The 17,250-nt window shown below is 65.0% G+C and carries 17 protein-coding genes and 1 pseudogene; 9 read left to right on the forward strand and 9 right to left on the reverse strand.

Going from position 1 to position 17,250, the window contains the following annotated elements; all coding sequences use genetic code 11:
• Nucleotides 1-83 precede the first annotated feature (83 nt).
• On the reverse strand, nt 84-404 hold the full coding sequence (locus tag QQL28_RS19405; RefSeq protein ID WP_284267808.1) for a hypothetical protein: 321 nt from the start codon (nt 402-404) through the stop codon (nt 84-86).
• 121 nt (nt 405-525) lie between these two features.
• Here QQL28_RS19405 and QQL28_RS19410 point away from each other — a divergent pair, with 121 nt between their 5' ends.
• Complete coding sequence (locus QQL28_RS19410; RefSeq protein ID WP_284267809.1) at nt 526-864, forward strand: hypothetical protein; 339 nt, start codon at nt 526-528, stop codon at nt 862-864.
• Here the strand turns inward: QQL28_RS19410 and QQL28_RS19415 are convergent, their stop codons facing one another.
• From QQL28_RS19415 to QQL28_RS19430, 4 genes are all read right to left on the reverse strand, one after another.
• On the reverse strand, nt 865-2,484 hold the full coding sequence (locus QQL28_RS19415; RefSeq protein WP_284268090.1) for an ABC transporter ATP-binding protein: 1,620 nt from the start codon (nt 2,482-2,484) through the stop codon (nt 865-867).
• 2 nt (nt 2,485-2,486) lie between these two features.
• Complete coding sequence (locus tag QQL28_RS19420; protein ID WP_284267810.1) at nt 2,487-3,326, reverse strand: ABC transporter permease; 840 nt, start codon at nt 3,324-3,326, stop codon at nt 2,487-2,489.
• The gene (locus QQL28_RS19425; protein WP_284267811.1) at nt 3,323-4,294 is read right to left on the reverse strand and encodes an ABC transporter permease; all 972 of its coding nucleotides are present in this window, start codon (nt 4,292-4,294) and stop codon (nt 3,323-3,325) included. Before QQL28_RS19425 ends, QQL28_RS19420 begins: the two co-directional genes overlap by 4 nt.
• A 194-nt stretch (nt 4,295-4,488) precedes the next feature.
• Nucleotides 4,489-6,039 (reverse strand): ABC transporter substrate-binding protein, encoded by a 1,551-nt coding sequence (locus tag QQL28_RS19430; protein WP_284267812.1) that lies wholly within the window; start codon nt 6,037-6,039, stop codon nt 4,489-4,491.
• Nucleotides 6,040-6,253: 214 nt separating this feature from the next.
• On the opposite strand from QQL28_RS19430, the gene QQL28_RS19435 reads away from it, so the two are divergent.
• The 4 genes from QQL28_RS19435 to QQL28_RS19450 all read left to right on the forward strand — a co-directional run bounded on the left by QQL28_RS19435 (nt 6,254) and on the right by QQL28_RS19450 (nt 9,349).
• Nucleotides 6,254-6,892, forward strand: coding sequence for a TetR/AcrR family transcriptional regulator (locus tag QQL28_RS19435; RefSeq protein WP_284267813.1), 639 nt, complete (start codon nt 6,254-6,256; stop codon nt 6,890-6,892).
• Between the two features lie 263 nt (nt 6,893-7,155).
• A complete protein-coding gene (locus tag QQL28_RS19440; protein ID WP_284267815.1) occupies nt 7,156-7,818 on the forward strand; it encodes a DUF3313 domain-containing protein in 663 nt (220 codons plus the stop codon).
• Nucleotides 7,819-7,836: 18 nt separating this feature from the next.
• Nucleotides 7,837-8,406 carry a DUF2147 domain-containing protein gene (locus QQL28_RS19445; protein ID WP_284267817.1) on the forward strand — a complete coding sequence of 190 codons (570 nt, stop codon included), beginning with the start codon at nt 7,837-7,839 and terminating at the stop codon, nt 8,404-8,406.
• Between the two features lie 103 nt (nt 8,407-8,509).
• Nucleotides 8,510-9,349, forward strand: coding sequence for an alpha/beta fold hydrolase (locus QQL28_RS19450; RefSeq protein WP_284267819.1), 840 nt, complete (start codon nt 8,510-8,512; stop codon nt 9,347-9,349).
• 51 nt (nt 9,350-9,400) lie between these two features.
• On the opposite strand, the gene QQL28_RS19455 is transcribed toward QQL28_RS19450, so the two are convergent.
• Nucleotides 9,401-10,942 (reverse strand): winged helix-turn-helix domain-containing tetratricopeptide repeat protein, encoded by a 1,542-nt coding sequence (locus tag QQL28_RS19455; protein WP_284267821.1) that lies wholly within the window; start codon nt 10,940-10,942, stop codon nt 9,401-9,403.
• Nucleotides 10,943-11,075: 133 nt separating this feature from the next.
• Between QQL28_RS19455 and mddA the strand changes: the two genes are divergently transcribed.
• Complete coding sequence (gene mddA / locus QQL28_RS19460) at nt 11,076-11,864, forward strand: methanethiol S-methyltransferase (protein ID WP_284267823.1); 789 nt, start codon at nt 11,076-11,078, stop codon at nt 11,862-11,864.
• Nucleotides 11,865-11,908: 44 nt separating this feature from the next.
• Nucleotides 11,909-12,331 carry a GFA family protein gene (locus QQL28_RS19465; protein ID WP_284267825.1) on the forward strand — a complete coding sequence of 141 codons (423 nt, stop codon included), beginning with the start codon at nt 11,909-11,911 and terminating at the stop codon, nt 12,329-12,331.
• A 45-nt stretch (nt 12,332-12,376) separates the two neighbouring features.
• On the opposite strand, the gene QQL28_RS19470 is transcribed toward QQL28_RS19465, so the two are convergent.
• The gene (locus QQL28_RS19470) at nt 12,377-13,939 is read right to left on the reverse strand and encodes a winged helix-turn-helix domain-containing tetratricopeptide repeat protein (RefSeq protein ID WP_284267827.1); all 1,563 of its coding nucleotides are present in this window, start codon (nt 13,937-13,939) and stop codon (nt 12,377-12,379) included.
• 225 nt (nt 13,940-14,164) lie between these two features.
• Nucleotides 14,165-14,209, reverse strand: a pseudogene (locus tag QQL28_RS45915) (BA14K family protein); the annotation flags it as partial.
• 518 nt (nt 14,210-14,727) lie between these two features.
• On the opposite strand from QQL28_RS45915, the gene QQL28_RS19475 reads away from it, so the two are divergent.
• Entirely contained in the window at nt 14,728-15,984 is a 1,257-nt protein-coding gene (locus QQL28_RS19475; protein ID WP_284267829.1) for an aminopeptidase, read from the forward strand.
• 10 nt (nt 15,985-15,994) lie between these two features.
• On the opposite strand, the gene QQL28_RS19480 is transcribed toward QQL28_RS19475, so the two are convergent.
• Complete coding sequence (locus tag QQL28_RS19480; protein WP_284267831.1) at nt 15,995-16,555, reverse strand: hypothetical protein; 561 nt, start codon at nt 16,553-16,555, stop codon at nt 15,995-15,997.
• A gap of 239 nt (nt 16,556-16,794) precedes the next feature.
• On the opposite strand from QQL28_RS19480, the gene QQL28_RS19485 reads away from it, so the two are divergent.
• A complete protein-coding gene (locus QQL28_RS19485; RefSeq protein ID WP_284267832.1) occupies nt 16,795-17,250 on the forward strand; it encodes a cupin domain-containing protein in 456 nt (151 codons plus the stop codon).

A 17,250-nucleotide genomic window follows, 5' to 3' on the forward strand; every position in this document is an offset into this window, starting at 1 on the left:
CTTTTCGTGCTTAACGGCGGCTTAAGAAACGGTGAAGGAAGGCTTAACGCGGTGCCTTTGCGGACGACATCCGCCGCTCTTCGTCAAGCCAGGCGCCTGCGCACTTCCTCGCGCATCTGTTCGCGAAATTTTTCGCGCTGCGCGGGCCGATCCTTCTCGGCGATGGTGTGGCGATCGAAGATGTCGAACTTGTCGAGGATCGGATAGTGCTCGCTCGCCATCGCGAGCACGCCGAGCACCTTGGCCGCCGACGCGGTCGGGCCGCGCACCTCCCATCGCCGGATCGTCACGGTCCCGCTCGCGGCCGGCAGGCCGCACAGCTTCGCCATGTCCGCGACCGTGAGCTCCCGGCCGATCGCCTCGGACAGGTCGGCGCGCAATTGCTTCAGTTCGGGGCCGGTCATGTCACTCCAATCCACGCAGTCGCTGGCTGAATGCACTAGCGCTGATTCGGGTCCATCCGAAGGCGGGCATGATCGTGCTAGTCTTCCCCTTGCCGGTCGAGCGTCAGCGAGGGGAAATCGCATGCCTATGTTCAAGCTGCCCCTGTCGGGGGATGTCGTGCAGTCCATCTATCCGTCGTTCTTCAGCCCGACCGGCAGCCAGTTCGGGCTCGTGAACATCACGGTCGGGCAATCCTCGGCGCCCGAGGTCGAGCGGGACGTGCTGTCGGATGTAGGTAGCTATGGCAGGCAGATCGGCCAGATTGCGGACGCACTGCTCGTGGTCATCGAGCATCTGGAGGCCGACTCAGATGGGACGCTCAAGCGCGACCAGGCGATCAAGGACTTCAAGACGATGCTGCATGCAGTGGCCAAGGTGAAGAAGGGCCATGGTCGCGAGGCGCGCCGTCCGCGCGACTGATCACGCCGCCGGCGCGCGCTCTTTTCGCCCGGGCACGGCGGCGAGCAGCTCGCGGGTGTAGCTGTGGTCGGGTGATGCGAAGAGCTGTGCCGTCGGCTTCAGCTCGACGATGGCGCCGCGCTGCATCACCGCGATGCGGTCGCAGATCTGGGCGGCGACACGCAGATCGTGGGTGATGAACAGCATTGAGAGGCCGAGGCGGGCCTTGAGATCCTCCAGCAGCCGCAAGACCTGCGCTTGCACGGAGACGTCGAGCGCGGAGACCGCCTCGTCGGCGACGATGATCTCGGGCTCGAGCGCGAGCGCCCGCGCGATGCCGACGCGCTGGCGCTGGCCGCCGGAGAACTCGTGCGGATAGCGGTCGAGCGCACCGGCGTCGAGACCGACCATCCCAAGGAGGTCGCGGGCGCGGTCGAACGCCACTTTCGGCGCGACGCCGGCGGCGATCGGGCCGTCGGCGATGATGTGGCCGATCTTGCGCCGCGGGTTGAGCGAGGCGAACGGGTCCTGGAAAATCATCTGGATGCGATGGCGCTCGGCGCGAAGCGCCTTGCCGGCAAGTGATGTCAGATCGGTCTCGCCGATCCGCACCGTGCCGCGATCCGGCTCGATCAGCCGCATCACGAGCCGCGCCACGGATGATTTGCCGGAGCCGGATTCACCGACGAGACCCAGCGTCTCGCCTTTGAGAATGCTGAAATTGACCTCGCGCGCCGCGTCCACCTTGCGGTCGTCGCGAAACCAGCCGCCCGAGGTGACATAGGTCTTGTCCAGCCCGATCACCTCGACGGCCTTGAGCTGATCATCGAGCGGCGCGCGCGTCGGCGGATCCATCGAGGGCACTGCTGCGAGCAGCGCCTTGGTGTAGTCATGCTGCGGCGAGGTGAAGACGGCCGCAGCCGGGCCTTCCTCCACCACCTTGCCATGGCGGAGCACCACGACCTGATCCGCAATATCCGCGACCACGCCGAAATCATGGGTGATGAACATCACCGCCATGTTGCGGTTGCGCTGGAGGTTGCGGATCAGCTTCAGGATCTGCGCCTGCGTGGTGACGTCGAGCGCGGTGGTCGGCTCGTCCGCGACCAGCACCGCAGGCTCGAGCGCCAGCGCCATCGCGATCATGGCGCGCTGGCGCTGGCCGCCGGAGAGCTGATGCGGATAGGCGCGCACGATGCGCTCGGGGTCGGGCAGGCCGACCTCGCGCGCCAGCGACAGCGCCTTGGCGCGGCGCTGCTTCGGCGTCAGCAGATCATGCGCCTCGAACATCTCCGCCATCTGGTCGCCGATGCGCATCAACGGATTGAGCGCGGTCATCGGCTCCTGGAAGATCATCGCCAGGCGTCGGCCGCGCAAATCGCGCCAGCCGTCGTCGTCGAGCTTCAGGAGGTCGCGACCTTCAAACTGAATCTCACCGGATGCGACGTCGACTGTGTCGGGCAGCAATCCCATGAGCGCATGCGCACACATGGATTTGCCGGAGCCGGATTCTCCGACGACGCAGACGATCTTGCCGGGCCTCAAATCCAGCGAGACGCCATCGACCGCGAAGGGCCGCTCGGCGCCCTTGGGCAGCGCGATCCGCAAATTCTTGATCGAGACGACGGGCGGGGCGGTCATCATCATCGCCCCTCGCGCGAGAGCCGCGGGTTGAGCGCGTCGTTGAGGCCTTCGCCAATGAGATTGAGCCCGAGCACCGAGATCAGGATCGCGATGCCGGGAAACACGGTGATCCACCAGGCCTGCCGGATCACGGTGCGGCCGGCGCCGACCATGTAGCCCCAGGAGATCAAATTGGGATCGCCGAGGCCCAGGAACGACAGCGAGGATTCCAGCAGGATCGCGGTTGCGACCATCAGCGAGGCCAGCACGATCACCGGCGACAGTGCGTTGGGCAGGATCTCGCGCCAGATGATCCAGCCATGCGACTGTCCGGTGACAATAGCGGCCTGGACATACTCGCGCGTGCGCAGCGACAGCACCTCGCCGCGCACCAGGCGCGCGACCGGCGGCCAGCTCACCACCGCGATCGAGGCCACGATCGAGTAGATCGACGGCTGGAGGATCGCGACCAGCACGATCGCGAGCGCAAAGCTCGGAATGGTCTGGAAGAATTCTGTGAAGCGCATCAGGGCATCGTCGACCTTGCCGCCGAAATAGCCGGCGATGGCGCCGATCGGCACACCGACGATCAGCGCGACCAGCGTCGAGACGAGGCCGACCAGCAGCGACACGCGCGCGCCGAAGATCAAGCCGGCGAAGACGTCGCGCCCGAGCGCGTCGGTCCCGAGCGGCACGGTCGAGAGCGTGAAGGGCGGCAGGAACGGCCGCTGCACCATGCGCCACGGCGAGTTCGGGAACAGCAGCGGGCCGAACACGGCAACCGCGATCGCGAGCAGCAGGATGATGAGGCCGATCAGCCCGCTCGGGTTGCGCAACATCGACGTCCAGAACTGCTTCATGCGGCGAACTCGATGCGCGGATCGACCAGGCGATAGACGAGGTCGGTGATGAGATTGAAGATCAGCACCATGGCCGAGCAGATCACGAAAACGCCGAGCAGAAGGTTGTAGTCCCGCTGTAGCAGCGCGTCGTACATCAGGCGTCCGATACCGGGCCAGGCGAACACGGTCTCGGTGATCACGGCGCCGCCGATCAGCGTGCCGGAGTGCACGCCTGCGAGCGTGACGACCGGGAGCAGCGCGTTGCGCAGCACGTGGCGGCGCTGGATCACTCCATCGGAGAGGCCCTTGGCGCGCGCGGTCTTGACGAAGTCGAGGCGCTTCACCTCCAGCATCGAGGCGCGCGTCATGCGGGTATAGGTCGCCATGAAGAACAGGCCGAGCGTCATCGCCGGCATGATCAGATGCGCGGCGACGTCGAGGACATGGGCAAAGCCCCGGTAGTTGCCGCCGACGGTCTCGTAGCCGAAGCTCGGCAGCCAGTCGACGGTGACCGAGAACAAGAGGATGCCCATCAGCGCCACCCAGAAGATCGGCGTGGCGTAGAAGATCAGCGCGAACACCGTGACTGATGTATCGAGCCAGGTTCCGGCGAAACGCGCGGCGAGGGTGCCAAAGAGGATGCCGAGCGCAAGCGAGATCGCGAAGGCCGTCAGCGTCAGCAGCAGCGTTGCCGGCAGCCGCTCCATGATCAGCTTCGCGACCGGCGCCTGCTGGCGGAAGGAGAAGCCGAGATCCAAGGTCGCGACGCCCTTGACGTAGATCAGGAGCTGCTCGGGCAGCGGCTTGTCGAGACCGAACTTCTCGCGGAGCTGTTTGACGAAGACCTGGTCGCTAGCCCCGGCCTCGCCCGCCATCACGATGGCGGGATCGCCGGGCGCAAGCCGGATCAGGAAGAAATTGAGGACGACGATCGCAAGCAGCACGATCACGCCCTTCACGACACGCTGAGCGATGAAGGAGAGCATTGTTGAGCGCTATCTTGATGACGGCCACGGAGAAGGTGCGCTCCCTCGCCCCGCTTGCGGGGAGAGGGTTGGGGTGAGGGGGACTCTCCGCGAGGGCGGTAGTAGTTGGTCTCGCGGAGACTTCCCCTCACCCGCCGCGCTCTGCGAGCGCGTCGACCTCTCCCCGCAGGCGGGGAGAGGTGAAGGAGCTGTTCTCACTTGTCGAGCCATGCGTCCTTGAAGCCGTCGTTGACGCCGATCGCGGTGGTGATCAGGTCCTTGACCTTGCAGCGGGTGATGGTCGGGAATTGCAGCTCGAGCTGCCAGGCCACCGGCACGTCCTCGACCAGGATCTTCTGCGCCTTCTCGTAGATCTCCTTGCGCTTGGAGTCCGGGGTTGCCACCGCGCCGTCGGCGAACAGCTTGTCGATCTCCGGATTGGAGTAGCCCTCGACATTATTGAACACCTGGCCCTTGGCAATCGCGCTGGAGACGTAGTTGCGCCCCACCCCGAGCGCGGGATCGCCGTACTGATAAAGATAGGTGAAGGCGATGTCGTAGTCCCAGTCGGAGATCTTCTGGTTGCCGCCGGCGACATCGGTCGAGATCGTCTCGATGTTCATGCCGACGTCCTGGAGGTTCTGCTTCACGGCCTCGCCCCAGCGCTGCCAGGTCTCGCCATAGGCGAGCGGCAACAGGCGGACCTTCTCGCCGTTGTAGCCGGCTTCCTTGAGCAGCGCCTTGGCCTTGGCCGGATCGTAGGGGTACTTTGGCACGTCGTCGGTGTAGAACTTGATGCTCGAAGCCGACGGCCCGGTTGCGACCTTGCCGAGACCGTTCCAGATCACGTCCTTGGCGAAATCGCGGTCGATCGCGTACATGATCGCCTGGCGCACCTTCTTGTTCGCGGTCGGACCCTGGCGGTTGTTCAGCCAGAGCCAGGCGAGCGGCGAGAAGAACTCCCAGCCCGCACCGGTAACGCAGGTGTCCTTCAGCTTGGACAAGCGCGGCACGTCGAAGTTTTCGACGGAGCCGCCAGGCAGCACGTCGACCTTGCCGGTCTCGAACGCCACCGAGCGCGCGGCAGCGTCGGGGATGATCTGCCAGTAGATCTCGTCGAGATAGGGCTTGCCCTTCTCGTGGTAGTTCGGATTCTTCACCAGCCGAATGAACGAGCCCTTCTGCCATTCCTTGAACATGAAAGGGCCGGTGCCAATCGGGGCGTTGTTGTAGGCGTTGGTCTTCCAGTCGGTGCCGTCATAGAGATGCTTGGGCACCATCGGCATCGAGCCGACCTCGAAGATGCCGAGGAAGGGGCCGAATGGCTGTTTCAGCGTGAAGACGACGGTGGTGTCGTCCGGCGCCTCGACCTTGTCGACCTGCATCAGATTGCTGCGGGCGCGCGCGTGGGTCTGCTTCAGCATCTCGACCGAGAACAGCACGTCGGCGGAGGTAAAGGGCTTGCCATCATGCCAGGTGACGCCCTTCTTGAGCTTGAAGGTGTAGGTCTTGGCGTCTTCGCTGACCGTCCAGCTCTCGGCGAGCTCCGGCTGCGGCTCGAGCTTGGGGCTGTAGCGCAGCAGGCCCTCGAAAATATTGCCCGATACCATCTGGACCGGGCCGTTCTGGACCATCGCAAGCATGAGGCCGGGGGGCTCGGGCTGGATCACCGCGTTGATCACGCCGCCCGTCTTGGGCTCCTGCGCCGCCGCCGCGGCCGCAACACTGATGCTCAGGAGGAGACCAAGCAACACTCGTTTCGACATATCGTATCTTTCTCAAGCGGCACCGGACGCGCGCTCACGCGCCATCGTTCCGCGCGAAACTGCGGCCGGCCCATCCAAGTCCCCATCCATCGTCGAGGCTCACAGGTCCCGTTCCGCGTCGCAAGATGAAAGTCTCGACAGCGATCGCACAAAAAATGTACAGCGCGTTCTGTTTTCACTTGATTCATCTCCCTGTCACGGAGACAAGTCCGCCATGGACAATGCCACGCGCTCCGAACGATCCCGCAACGCTGCGCTCGATGCGGCGACCAGGATCATTGCGCGCGACGGGCCCGGCCGACTGACGCTCGATGCGATCGCGCGTGAGAGCGGTTTGAGCAAGGGCGGCGTGATGCACCAGTTCCGCACCAAGGAAGCCGTGCTGAAGGCGCTGCTGGAGCGGCAGATGGAGCATTTCGAGGAGTTCTCGACTCGCTACATGGCGAAGGTGAGTGCAACCTCGGTGAATCCCAATCTGGCAACCCAGCTCGCTACCGTACGGGAAGCGGCCACGTCACCGAACTCCGCCGCGCTCGCGCTCGTCGCGGCCATGGTCGAGAATCCCGGCCTGATGGTGCTGCCGCGCGAGCGCGAGATGAAAAGGGTGGCGGCCATCAAGGCGGAGGCCGCCGATCCCGAGCTCGCACTGTTGCGCTGGGCGGCGGCACGCGGATTGCTGTTGAGCTCGCTGTTCGGCATGTCGCCGCTCAGCAAGGACGAGCACCAGCGGCTGTTCGCGCGTCTGCTCGACGACGATCAGTGGCGTCCGCTCGAGAAGTCGGCCAAGCCCCGCGCCATCAAGGCTGCCTCTGCATCCGCGGCGAAGGCCGGCACGGCGCGCAAGCGCGCCTGATTCGTCGTGACAAGCTCGAACCGATCGCTGCACAAAGGTTCGCCTGCGGCCAAATGTTCCAGGCTTTCATTTCGGCACTTTACAAACCGTCTGGTCGGTTTTATAGATGGCGACACTGAGAGCTGACCCAGGGCGTCGGATCATGGCCCCGCAAGAGGCCTTGGGTCGGCAATGGTGAAAGCCGCAGCCGCGTTCTGTCCCGTACGCGGTTGCGGCCCACATCAGGACCATTGCCTTCTGTCCAGCCATCAAAGGAGTGTGGAATGGATCGCTCGATCGCCATGCGCGGTCTGGGAACGCTCGCGCTTTGCGCCGTCGTCGTCGGCTGCGCATCCGTGACGCCGGTGCCTTATTCGGAGATGGCCTCGTCGGCCTACATGGCGCCGGATGCCTCCGACACGTCCGGCCGCGTGCCGTACCGCTACTCCACCTCAGCGGACTGGCGCAGCTACAATAAAGTCATTCTCGATCCCGTCGTGATCTATCGCGGCAAGGATCATCAGTTCGGCGACATGTCCGACAAGGACAAGGCGACGCTCGCGGCCTACATGCAGAACCGCTTCGCCGACAAGCTGCGCAGCCGCTTTGCACTGGTGACTGCCCGCGGCCCGAACACGCTGCGGGTGCGGCTGACCCTGACCGGCGCGGTCACCAACACGCCGGTGCTCGGCACGCTGTCGCGCTTCGATGTCGCGGGCGCCGTCTATAACGGCGTGCAGGCTGCGCGCGACGGCGAGGGTACGCTGACCGGCTCGGTCATCTACGGCGTCGAGATCTTCGACGCCTCGACCTCGCGCCTGCTCAGCGCCTACGTCACCAAGCAATATCCCGGCGCCTACGACATCAAGGCGAGCGTCGGCTCGCTCGCCGCCGCCACGGCCGGCATCGATAAGGGCGCCGACGCCTTCATGGCGCAACTGAACTGAAGCGAGAGGCGCAGCAAGATGAACATCCTTCTTCGCTTCGTCGTCCGCGTCGCGATCACTGTCGCGCTGATGGTCTTCGACGGCCGCGCCAACGCGATGAGCCCCACCGAGCCCACCGGCACCTGGCTCACCGAGGATGGCCGGGCCCGCATCCGGCTCGAGCGCTGCGGCGTGGGCCGCGACCGCATCTGCGGTTTCATCGTCTGGATGAAGACCCCGCTGGATCCGCGCGGCCAGCCGCTCCGCGACAGCGAAAATCCCGATCCCGACAAGCGCGCCCGCGCGCTGCTCGGCCATCAGCTCATCATGGGCCTCGAGGCGACACCGGAAGGCCGCTTTGCAGGCGAGATCTACAACGCCGAGGACGGCAAGCGTTATTCCGTCTCGCTGTGGCGCGAGGCCGCCGACAAATTGAAACTCAAGGGCTGCCTGATCAGGTTCTTGTGCCAGACCCGGGCCTGGCAGCAGACCCTCGACGTCCAGCCCGGCCAGCTCGTCGGCCTGACCGGCGACGTCAACGGTCCCCGTGCCGACAAGGAATGGGCCGCCACCTCGCCGACGAAGCCGACCCAGGTGGAGGGGAAGTAGGGGCGGTTACCTATGCGGCCGCCAGCGCCTTCCGCCACGCCGCGCCGCGTGCCAAGATGCCTTCGATCGCAAAAAACAGTTTCAACAACCAGATCGGTGGATCATGAATGATCAGCCTTTTCCCGGCCCCGCCCTGCGCCCGCTACGCTTGCAGATTGGCGCCCAGAAAATCGCGGGCTTCGAGAGCACAGGCACCGGACGGCCGATCCTTCTGATCCACGGTAACTCGTCCTCGTCCCGGATCTGGCAGAAGCAATTGCAGGGGCCGCCAGGGGCAAAATTCCGCGTCATCGCGATCGACCTGCCTGGCCACGGCGCGTCGTCGCCGCCGCCCAACCCGGAAGCCGACTATTCAGGTGGCGGCTATGCGTCGGTGATCGCCGCGCTCGCACGTGAGCTCGATCTAGAGAACGCCGTGGTGGTCGGCTGGAGCCTCGGCGGCCATGCCGTGCTCAATGCGGCGGCAGCGTTGCCGATGGCCGCCGGCCTGATGATCTTCGGCACGCCGCCGGTCAGCATGGCGCCGGGCGGCTTTTCCGGCTTCAAGAGCCTGTCGACCACGGTATTCACGCCGCAACCGAGCGAGGCGGAGATCGAGGAGTGGATGAAATCGGCCTTCGCACCGGGCTATGCGCCGATTCCCGATTTCGTCGTCGCGGACTTCCGCAACACGGACGGCAACGCGCGCGGCTATCTCGGCGCCAACGTTCAGGCCGGCCGCATCTCCGACGAGGCCGAGATCGTCCGCAATCTCAAGATTCCGCTTGCGATCGTCCACGGCCGGGAGGAGCAGATCGTCGATCTCGGCTATCTCCAGCGGCTGCCGGCGCCGACGCTGTGGCGCGGCGAGGTGCAGGTGATCGACGGCGCCGGCCATGCGCCGCAATGGGAGAGGGCGGAGGCCTTCAACAAGGTGCTCGACGCATTCGCATCGAGCGTTTGATGGCGCGCCGTCATTCCAGGATGCGGCGACGCGCCGCCTCGTGGCCGCGCTCTACGCCAACCCCGCCCTTCGAAACCCTTCCAGATAGTGTTCGCGATCCGCGTCGCTGCGCCAGGGCAGTTGCGTCGTGATCCAGGCGAGCGAGATGTTGGGCTGGGTCCGGCGCAGCTCCTGCAAGGCGGTTGCGGCGAGCTCCTGATCGCCCGCCATTCCGGCCGAGACCGCGAGCACGCGATAGGCCCCGGTGAGATCGCCGCGGTGGCGGATCGCCTCCCGGGCAAGTGCGATCGCTTCGCCATAGCGGCGTTCGGTGAAGCGGGCATAGCCGGCGATCCCGTAATAGATCGCGAGCGACGGATCGCGCGGGCTGAGGCGGATCACCTTTTGCGCCGCCTCGAATGAGTCGCTGGACCGGCCGATATAGGACAGCGCCAGCGCGTAATAGCCCTGCGCCAGCGAGAAATTCGGGTTGAGCCTGAGCGCCTGCTCGAACTCCGACAGCGCATCGTCGAGCCGCCGCGTCGAGAAATAGACGCTGCCGAGCGCGGTATGCGCCCAGGCATCCTCATGGTCGCATTTGACCGCCGCGAGCGCGGCGGCTTCGGCGACGGGTGCCGCGGTCGCAAGCTCCGCCCAGCCGAGATGCACGCCGAACATGTGGCTTGCCGCCAGCAGCGACTGGGCCTGGCCGTAACCGGGATCGATCGTGATGGCCTGCGCCAGCAGCGCCTGCGCCATCAGGTGATCCTGCCGCGTCACGCGCCAATAGTGCGAGAGCCCTCGCATCAGGAGGTCCCAGGCGTCCAGGCTCGCCGGCTGCTTGCGCCGGGCGTGAAAATTCTCCGCCGCATAGATCTGCGGCTCGATCGCCGCGACGATCGCGTTGGTGATCTCGTCCTGCACGGCAAAGACGTCGCCGAGCTCGCGATCGTAATGCTCGGCCCAGATGTGGCTGCCGGTGACGGCGTCGTTGAGCTGCGCGGTGATCCGCACGCGGCCGCCGGCCTTGCGCACGCTGCCTTCGACGACGTAGCCGACGCCGAGCTCGTCGGCGATCTCCCTGATATGCACGGCACGTCCCTTGTAGGTGAAGGACGAGTTGCGGGCGATCACCAGGAACCAGCGCACCTTCGACAGCGCGGTGAGGATGTCCTCGGCGATCCCGTCGCAAAAATACTCCTGCTCGGGGTCGTCGCTCATGTTCTCGAACGCCAGCACCGCGATAGCCGGGCGCTCCGGCGCGCCCCGCAGGCGGGGCGCCTCGGCCGCAGGCGGTGCCGACGTCTGCTCCAGCACCTCGCCGACGAAGCGAAAGCCCTTGCGCGGGATGGTCTTGATCAGCCGCTGCGCCGCGCCGTCATCGCCGAGCGCCTTTCGTGCCGCGTTGATGCGACTATTCAGCGCAGAGTCCGAAACGATGCGGTTGTCCCAGACCTGGCTGATCAGGTCGTCCTTGGTGACGACGCGGCCGCGCTGCGTGACGAGGTGCACGAGCAGGTCGAAGACCTGCGGCTGCAATGGAACCGGAGCGCCGTCACGCGTCAACTCGCGCAGGTCGCAGTCCAGCACATGATTTTCAAAGCGAAATCGCACGTCTCGTGATCTCAAGCAAAAATCAGCGTCGTCTCAGGCGAAAATCAATCGTCCGCAAAAGCCTCGGCACGTCCGATCCGGCAGGGTGCAGCGACCCAATGAGTGCCGGTCTTTCGGCACAACGGAGCTGTCTATGACCCAACTGGATCACCAAGTTCATTCCATCAGCCCGGATGTCGCGGGCACCAAAGTCTTCAGGTTCATCTCCTTTCTGTACGGAATTGCGGCCTATCTCATGTTTCTCGTCACCATCCTCTACGCCATAGGCTTCATCATGGGCATGGTGGTGCCCAAGAGCATCGACACCGGAACCGATTCCTCGGCGATCGAGGCCGTCACCATCAATCTGCTCCTCATGGCGCTATTTGCCGTTCAACACAGCGTGATGGCACGGCAGCAGTTCAAGGCGTGGTGGACGCAGTTTGTGCCAAAGCCCGTCGAGCGCAGCACCTATGTGCTGCTGGCGAGCCTGTCGCTGCTGCTGCTGTTCTGGCAGTGGCGGCCGCTGCCGGCGATTATATGGGAGGTCCAGGACCCGGATGTCGCCGTGACGATCGTCACGCTATCCTTCGCCGGCTGGGTGCTGGTCTTCACCTCGACCTTCCTCATCAATCACTTCGAGTTGTTCGGTCTGCAGCAGGTCACCCAGCAACTCGTCGACAAACAGGCCTCGCCGCCGCGGTTCAGGACGCCGCTGTTCTACAAATTCGTCCGGCATCCGCTGTATCTCGGCTTCATCATCGCAATCTGGGCCGCGCCGACCATGACCGTGGGCCACCTGCTGTTTGCATCCGTGATCACGCTCTACATCCTGCTCGGCATCATGCTCGAGGAGCGCGATCTCGTCGCGCTGTTTGGCGACGAGTACCGGCAATACAAACAGCGCGTATCGATGCTTATTCCCTGGCGCCGCTCGGTTTGATCTTCGTCTCAACCAGATCTTCATCGTCATCCAAGGAGACTGAAATGAAACACGTCGGAAACTGCTTCTGCGGCGCGGTCGCGATCGAAGTGACGGGCGCGCCGGAGGCGATGGGCTACTGCCATTGCCGCTCCTGCCGCTCGTGGTCGGGCGGGCCGGTCAATGCGTTCAGCCTGTGGAAGCCGGAGGCCGTGCGCATCACTGACGGCGCCGATCACATCGCGACCTATGCCAAGACGCCGCTCAGCCAGCGGAAATATTGCCGCAAATGCGGCGGTCACCTGATGACCAGCCATCCGCCGCTCGGCCTGATCGACGTCTTCACGGCCGCCATCCCGACGCTGGCGTTCACGCCGGCCGTCCACGTCAACTACGCCGACACCGTGCTGCCGATGCACGACGGCCTGCCGAAGCTGAAGGATTTCCCGGCAGAGTTCGGCGGCAGCGGCGAGATGATGAAGGAGTAGCTGGAGACTTCGCCTCTCCCCGCCCCTGCGGGGAGAGGGAGGGAGCTACCTCAATCCCGCCCGTCGCAAGCCCTCGAGATAATGCTCCCGGTCCTCCACGCGCTGCATCGGCAGCTCGCTGGTGATCCAGGCGAGCGAGACGTTGGGCTGGGCGCGACGCAGGCCCTCGAGCGCGGAGGCTGCCAGCTCGCGATTGCCGAGCATGCCGGCGGCGGCCGTCAGCGCGCGATGCGCGCCGACGAAATCGCTGCGCTGACGAAGCGACTCGCGCGCGAACTGGATTGCGTCCTCGTAGCGATGGCCGATGAACTGCGCATAGGCGGCGACCCCGCAATAGATCGCCGAGAAGGGATCGCGCGGGCTCAGCCGCAGCGCGCGGCGCGCGGCCGCATCGCCATCTTCCCAGCGGCCCGCATAGCACAGTGTCACGCCGTAGAAGGCATGCGTCATGGCAAAACTGGGATTGAGCCGCAGCGCCAGCTCGAATGCCGCGATGGCGTCGTCGAAGCGCCGCCGGAACAGATAGGTGTAGCCGAGCCCGTGATGGGCCCAGGCATCGTCGCGATCGGCCTCGACCGCGGCGAATGCGGCGCGTTCCGCGACCGGCAGCGTGGCCGCCATGTCGGCCCACCCCATATGGGCGCCGAACATATGGCTGGTCGCGAGCAGGCCGAGCGCCTTGCCGTAGGCGGGGTCGATCGCGATCGCCTTATCGAGCAGTCCCTGGGCCGCGGCATTGTCGCCTCGCGTGATCCGCCAGTAATGCGACAGCGCGCGCATTACCAGATCCCAGGCATCCAGGCTTCCCGGCGGCTTCTGCTGGGCGCGAAAGCTTTCGGCGGCGTAGAGCTGCGGCTCGATCGCGGCGACGATGGCGTCGGTGATCTCGTCCTGCACGGCGAAGACGTCGGCGATGCTGCGGTCGTAGCGCTCGGCCCACAGATGGCTTCCGGTCGTGGCGTCGTTGAGCTGCGCGGAGATGCGCACCCGGTCGCCACTCCGCCGCACGCTGCCCTCGACGACGTAGCGCACGCCGAGCTCGCGGGAGATCTCACTGAGGTGCACCGCGCGGCCCTTGTAGACGAAGGAGGAGTTGCGCGCGATGACGAAGAACCAGCGCAGCTTCGACAGCGCGGTGATGATGTCCTCGCTGATCCCGTCGGAAAAATAATCCTGCTCGCGGTCGCCGCTCATGTTGGTGAAGGGCAGCACGGCGATTGCTGGGCGGTCGGGCAACGGCAGCGCGGCCGGGGCTTCCCTGGCCTGGCCGGCATGCTCCGCCGGGCTGCCATGGCCGTTTCGCATCTCGACGTCGCCGACGAAGCGAAAGCCTTTGCGCGCGACGGTGCGGATCAGCGCCTGGCTCGCGCCGGAATCGCCGATCGCCTTGCGCGCGGCATTGATCCGGCTGGTCAGGGTCGATTCCGAGACCGAGCGCCCAAGCCAGATCTTGTCGATCAACTCGTCCTTGGTCACCACGCGGTCGCGATTCCTCATCAGGTGAACGACGAGGTCGAACACCTGCGGCTCGACCGCGACGGGAACCTGATCCCGGCTCAGCTCCCGCCTGTCGGTGTCAAGTAGGTGATCGCTAAACAGAAACTGCACTGCGACGACTCTGGCCTCACGACAAAATCAAGCATCTGAAACGGCAATATGAATTGGGTCTGGATTCTATGAGTCCATCGAGGCCCATTCCTGGTTCATCGCAATCGCGGCGGTTGCTCTGAACTGGACAGATGTCAGCTATGTCGCCGATGGGCGGCGCGGGCGATGGAACCGGGCGATTTCACGCCGTCGTCACCGCCCGCCCTACGCTTTATGGCCGGGTGGTCACGGACACGGATGACGGCGGCCGTCGTTGCCGAGGAAGGTGCCGCTGTTCGGATCGTAGGACGGGTAGCGCGCCTGCGATAGGCGACCGCGTCGTCACTGGGCGGTGCTCCGTAGTAGGTGGGGGTGGGAGCGGATAGCCGGGACCATAATAATAAGCCGCGGCGGACGCCGGCGACAGCGCGCCCGCCGCGAGGCTTGCAAGCAGCACGGCTGCGGCAACAGAACGAAGCGATTTCAACATCAGGTCTCCTCGCCATGCGAAATGCGATCGACGCCTCGCGGGTGATGATCGAGCAACCCGCGGCAGCGACGGATTAAAGTTTCGACAGGATGACGGCTCGCAGCGATTTCGCTGAAGCAGCCGCGCCACGATCGCGGCGCCGGCTTCATCGAAATATGGCCTTGGGGTTGCTCAAATCGGGCCGCCGTCGTGGCAACGTGTTGAAAACCAAGATGCGTGAAACTGCGTATCTCGGCGCGCGGTGCGCAATTGGCTCGCGCACTTGCGCCGTGCGATGCTAGACTTAGATGGAACAGAGCCCGTCAGCAGAGGACCCGGCATGACCGATCAACGCATCACCTCCACTCCCATCGATCCCGCAAAGCTCGACCGGCTGGCCGAGGTGGCGGTGAAGGTGGGCCTGGGCTTGCGGCCGGGCCAGGATCTGCTGCTGACCGCACCGGCGATCGCGCTGCCCCTGGTGCGGCGGATCGCCGTGCATGCCTACAAGGCCGGCGCGGGCATCGTCACGCCGATCCTCTCCGATGAAGAGATGACGCTGGCACGCTACCGCCACGGTCACGACGACAGTTTCGATCGCGCCGCCGGCTGGCTCTACGAGGGCATGGCGAAGGCGTTCTCGGAGAATACCGCGCGGCTGGCCATCGTCGGCGACAATCCGATGTTGCTGTCGGGCGAGGATCCCGCCAAGGTGGCGCGCGCCAGCAAGGCCAATTCGATGGCGTATCAGCCTGCGCTGGAGAAAATCGTCAATTTCGACACCAACTGGAACATCATCGCCTATCCGAGCCCGTCCTGGGCGAAGCAGGTATTTCCCGACGATCCCGAGGAGATCGCGATCGGCAAGCTTGCGGAAGCGATCTTCGCCGCGTCCCGCGTCGACCGCGAGGATGCGATGGCGAACTGGGCGCAGCACAATGCGGTGCTGCGCGAGCGCACGAACTGGCTGAACGGCAAGCGTTTCCGCGCGCTGCAATACTCCGGCCCCGGCACCGATCTGACCATTGGCCTTGCCGATGGTCATGAATGGGAAGGCGGCGCCTCGCTCTCGAAGAACGGCATCAGCTGCAACGCCAACATCCCGACCGAGGAAGTCTTCACCACGCCGCACTGCCGGCGCGTCTACGGCCACGTCGTCAGCTCGAAGCCGTTGTCGTATCAGGGCACGCTGATCGACAACATCGCCGTGCGCTTCGAGGACGGCAAGATCGTCGACGCAAAGGCCTCGCGCGGCGCGGAGGTGCTGAACAAGGTGCTCGACACCGACGAGGGCGCGCGCCGGCTCGGCGAGGTGGCGCTGGTACCGCATTCCTCGCCGATCTCGCAGAGCGGGCTGTTGTTCTTCAACACGCTGTTCGACGAGAACGCGGCCTCGCACATCGCGCTCGGCCAGTGCTATTCGAAGTGCTTCATCAACGGCGCCAAGCTGACGCCGCAACAGATCGTGGCGCAGGGCGGCAACCAGAGCCTGATCCACATCGACTGGATGATCGGCTCGGCCGAGACCGACATCGACGGCATTTTGGCCGACGGCAGCAAGGAGCCGGTGTTCCGCAAGGGCGAGTGGGTGAAGTAGCTGGCCAACCTCACGCCGCTGCGTTGCGCAGCATCGGATTGCGGTCGATCGTGAAGCGGTTGAACAGTGTCGTGAACGGACTGCCGTCGGTCGCGCGCACGATGGCGTCGGACGCGGCGACCGCTTCATAGAGCGCGCCGACGGGATCCTCCAAGGCGGGAAGGTCGAGCGCGTCACGGATCGCGTCGCGGGCGTCGTTGATGTCGTCCTCATGATCGAGCGTCGCCTCCAGCGCGCCCGCCGCCCGCCGCATCTGCTCGAGGTCGCCGCCGGCGGAGAATTTGAGGATCTCGAGCCAATAGGGGCAGGCGACGACGATCTGGATGAAGTCCTCGAACGTCGCCGCGATGATCCCGGCACGGCCCTCCGATGACGCGTACAGCACATGGTTTGACGGCAGCAGCACGAACGCGCCACCCGCGCCGTCGATGCCGAGTTGCCGGGGCGCCTCGATGCCATCGATGGAGAACCAGTCGGGCGGCCGATCGTCCGCTTCAAGGGAGACGTCGAGGGCCGCGAGCTGCTCGGCAACCTCGCTATTGGCGCTGACGGCCTCGGGGAAGAGGGGCATCGGACAGGCTCCTTCCTGATTGAATTCCGCGCAATTTGTCGCACCCCGCGAGAAACGGGTTCATATGCGCGGAATCCGCTGCAAATCGGCGCGTTAGCCGCGCCGCACATGCAACTTGCGGCTGATTGTCCGGGCCCGCGTAAGGAAGAATTAAAAAACGGCTACTAGCGTCACACGCACTGTTTGAAACGGCCCGGGGCCTGGGCCAACCATTCATATTCTATCCCCAGAGGAAGCCGATGTCGCGCGCGTTGATTGAAACCGGAAGCTGTGCCGTCGATCTGGAACTGCGGCCGATCGAGCCGTCCTGGATCATCGAAGGCAATCCGGTGTCGCGCTCGCACATCCTGTCGACCAGCACCGACGGCACCGCATCGACCATCATCTGGTCCTGCACGGAGGGCCGCTTCAACTGGTACTACGATTTCGACGAGACGATCATGATCCTGGAAGGATCGATCGTGCTCGAGAGCGAAGGCATGCCGCCGAAGCGCTACGGCGTCGGCGACGTGATCTTCTTCCGCGACGGTGCACATGCCAAATGGCACGTCGAGGGCCACGTCAAGAAGATCGCCTTCTGCCGCAAGACCAATCCGGCGCTCATCGGCTTCATGGTCCGTGTCGTCAATAAGCTGAAGCGGATGTTTCTCTCGCCCGGCGAGCGTCGTCCCGCGACGCTCATGGGCGCCCGCTGA

This window comes from Bradyrhizobium iriomotense (assembly GCF_030160715.1).
Classification (GTDB): Bacteria; Pseudomonadota; Alphaproteobacteria; order Rhizobiales; family Xanthobacteraceae; genus Bradyrhizobium; species Bradyrhizobium iriomotense.

Coding starts and splice junctions, on each gene's coding strand:
- QQL28_RS19405 (WP_284267808.1), bottom strand. CDS start 404: ATGACCGGCCCCGAACTGAAGCAATTGCGCGCCGACCTGTCCGAGGCG.
- QQL28_RS19410 (WP_284267809.1), top strand. CDS start 526: ATGCCTATGTTCAAGCTGCCCCTGTCGGGGGATGTCGTGCAGTCCATC.
- QQL28_RS19415 (WP_284268090.1), bottom strand. CDS start 2,484: ATGACCGCCCCGCCCGTCGTCTCGATCAAGAATTTGCGGATCGCGCTG.
- QQL28_RS19420 (WP_284267810.1), bottom strand. CDS start 3,326: ATGAAGCAGTTCTGGACGTCGATGTTGCGCAACCCGAGCGGGCTGATC.
- QQL28_RS19425 (WP_284267811.1), bottom strand. CDS start 4,294: ATGCTCTCCTTCATCGCTCAGCGTGTCGTGAAGGGCGTGATCGTGCTG.
- QQL28_RS19430 (WP_284267812.1), bottom strand. CDS start 6,039: ATGTCGAAACGAGTGTTGCTTGGTCTCCTCCTGAGCATCAGTGTTGCG.
- QQL28_RS19435 (WP_284267813.1), top strand. CDS start 6,254: ATGGACAATGCCACGCGCTCCGAACGATCCCGCAACGCTGCGCTCGAT.
- QQL28_RS19440 (WP_284267815.1), top strand. CDS start 7,156: ATGGATCGCTCGATCGCCATGCGCGGTCTGGGAACGCTCGCGCTTTGC.
- QQL28_RS19445 (WP_284267817.1), top strand. CDS start 7,837: ATGAACATCCTTCTTCGCTTCGTCGTCCGCGTCGCGATCACTGTCGCG.
- QQL28_RS19450 (WP_284267819.1), top strand. CDS start 8,510: ATGAATGATCAGCCTTTTCCCGGCCCCGCCCTGCGCCCGCTACGCTTG.
- mddA (WP_284267823.1), top strand. CDS start 11,076: ATGACCCAACTGGATCACCAAGTTCATTCCATCAGCCCGGATGTCGCG.
- QQL28_RS19465 (WP_284267825.1), top strand. CDS start 11,909: ATGAAACACGTCGGAAACTGCTTCTGCGGCGCGGTCGCGATCGAAGTG.
- QQL28_RS19475 (WP_284267829.1), top strand. CDS start 14,728: ATGACCGATCAACGCATCACCTCCACTCCCATCGATCCCGCAAAGCTC.
- QQL28_RS19480 (WP_284267831.1), bottom strand. CDS start 16,555: ATGCCCCTCTTCCCCGAGGCCGTCAGCGCCAATAGCGAGGTTGCCGAG.
- QQL28_RS19485 (WP_284267832.1), top strand. CDS start 16,795: ATGTCGCGCGCGTTGATTGAAACCGGAAGCTGTGCCGTCGATCTGGAA.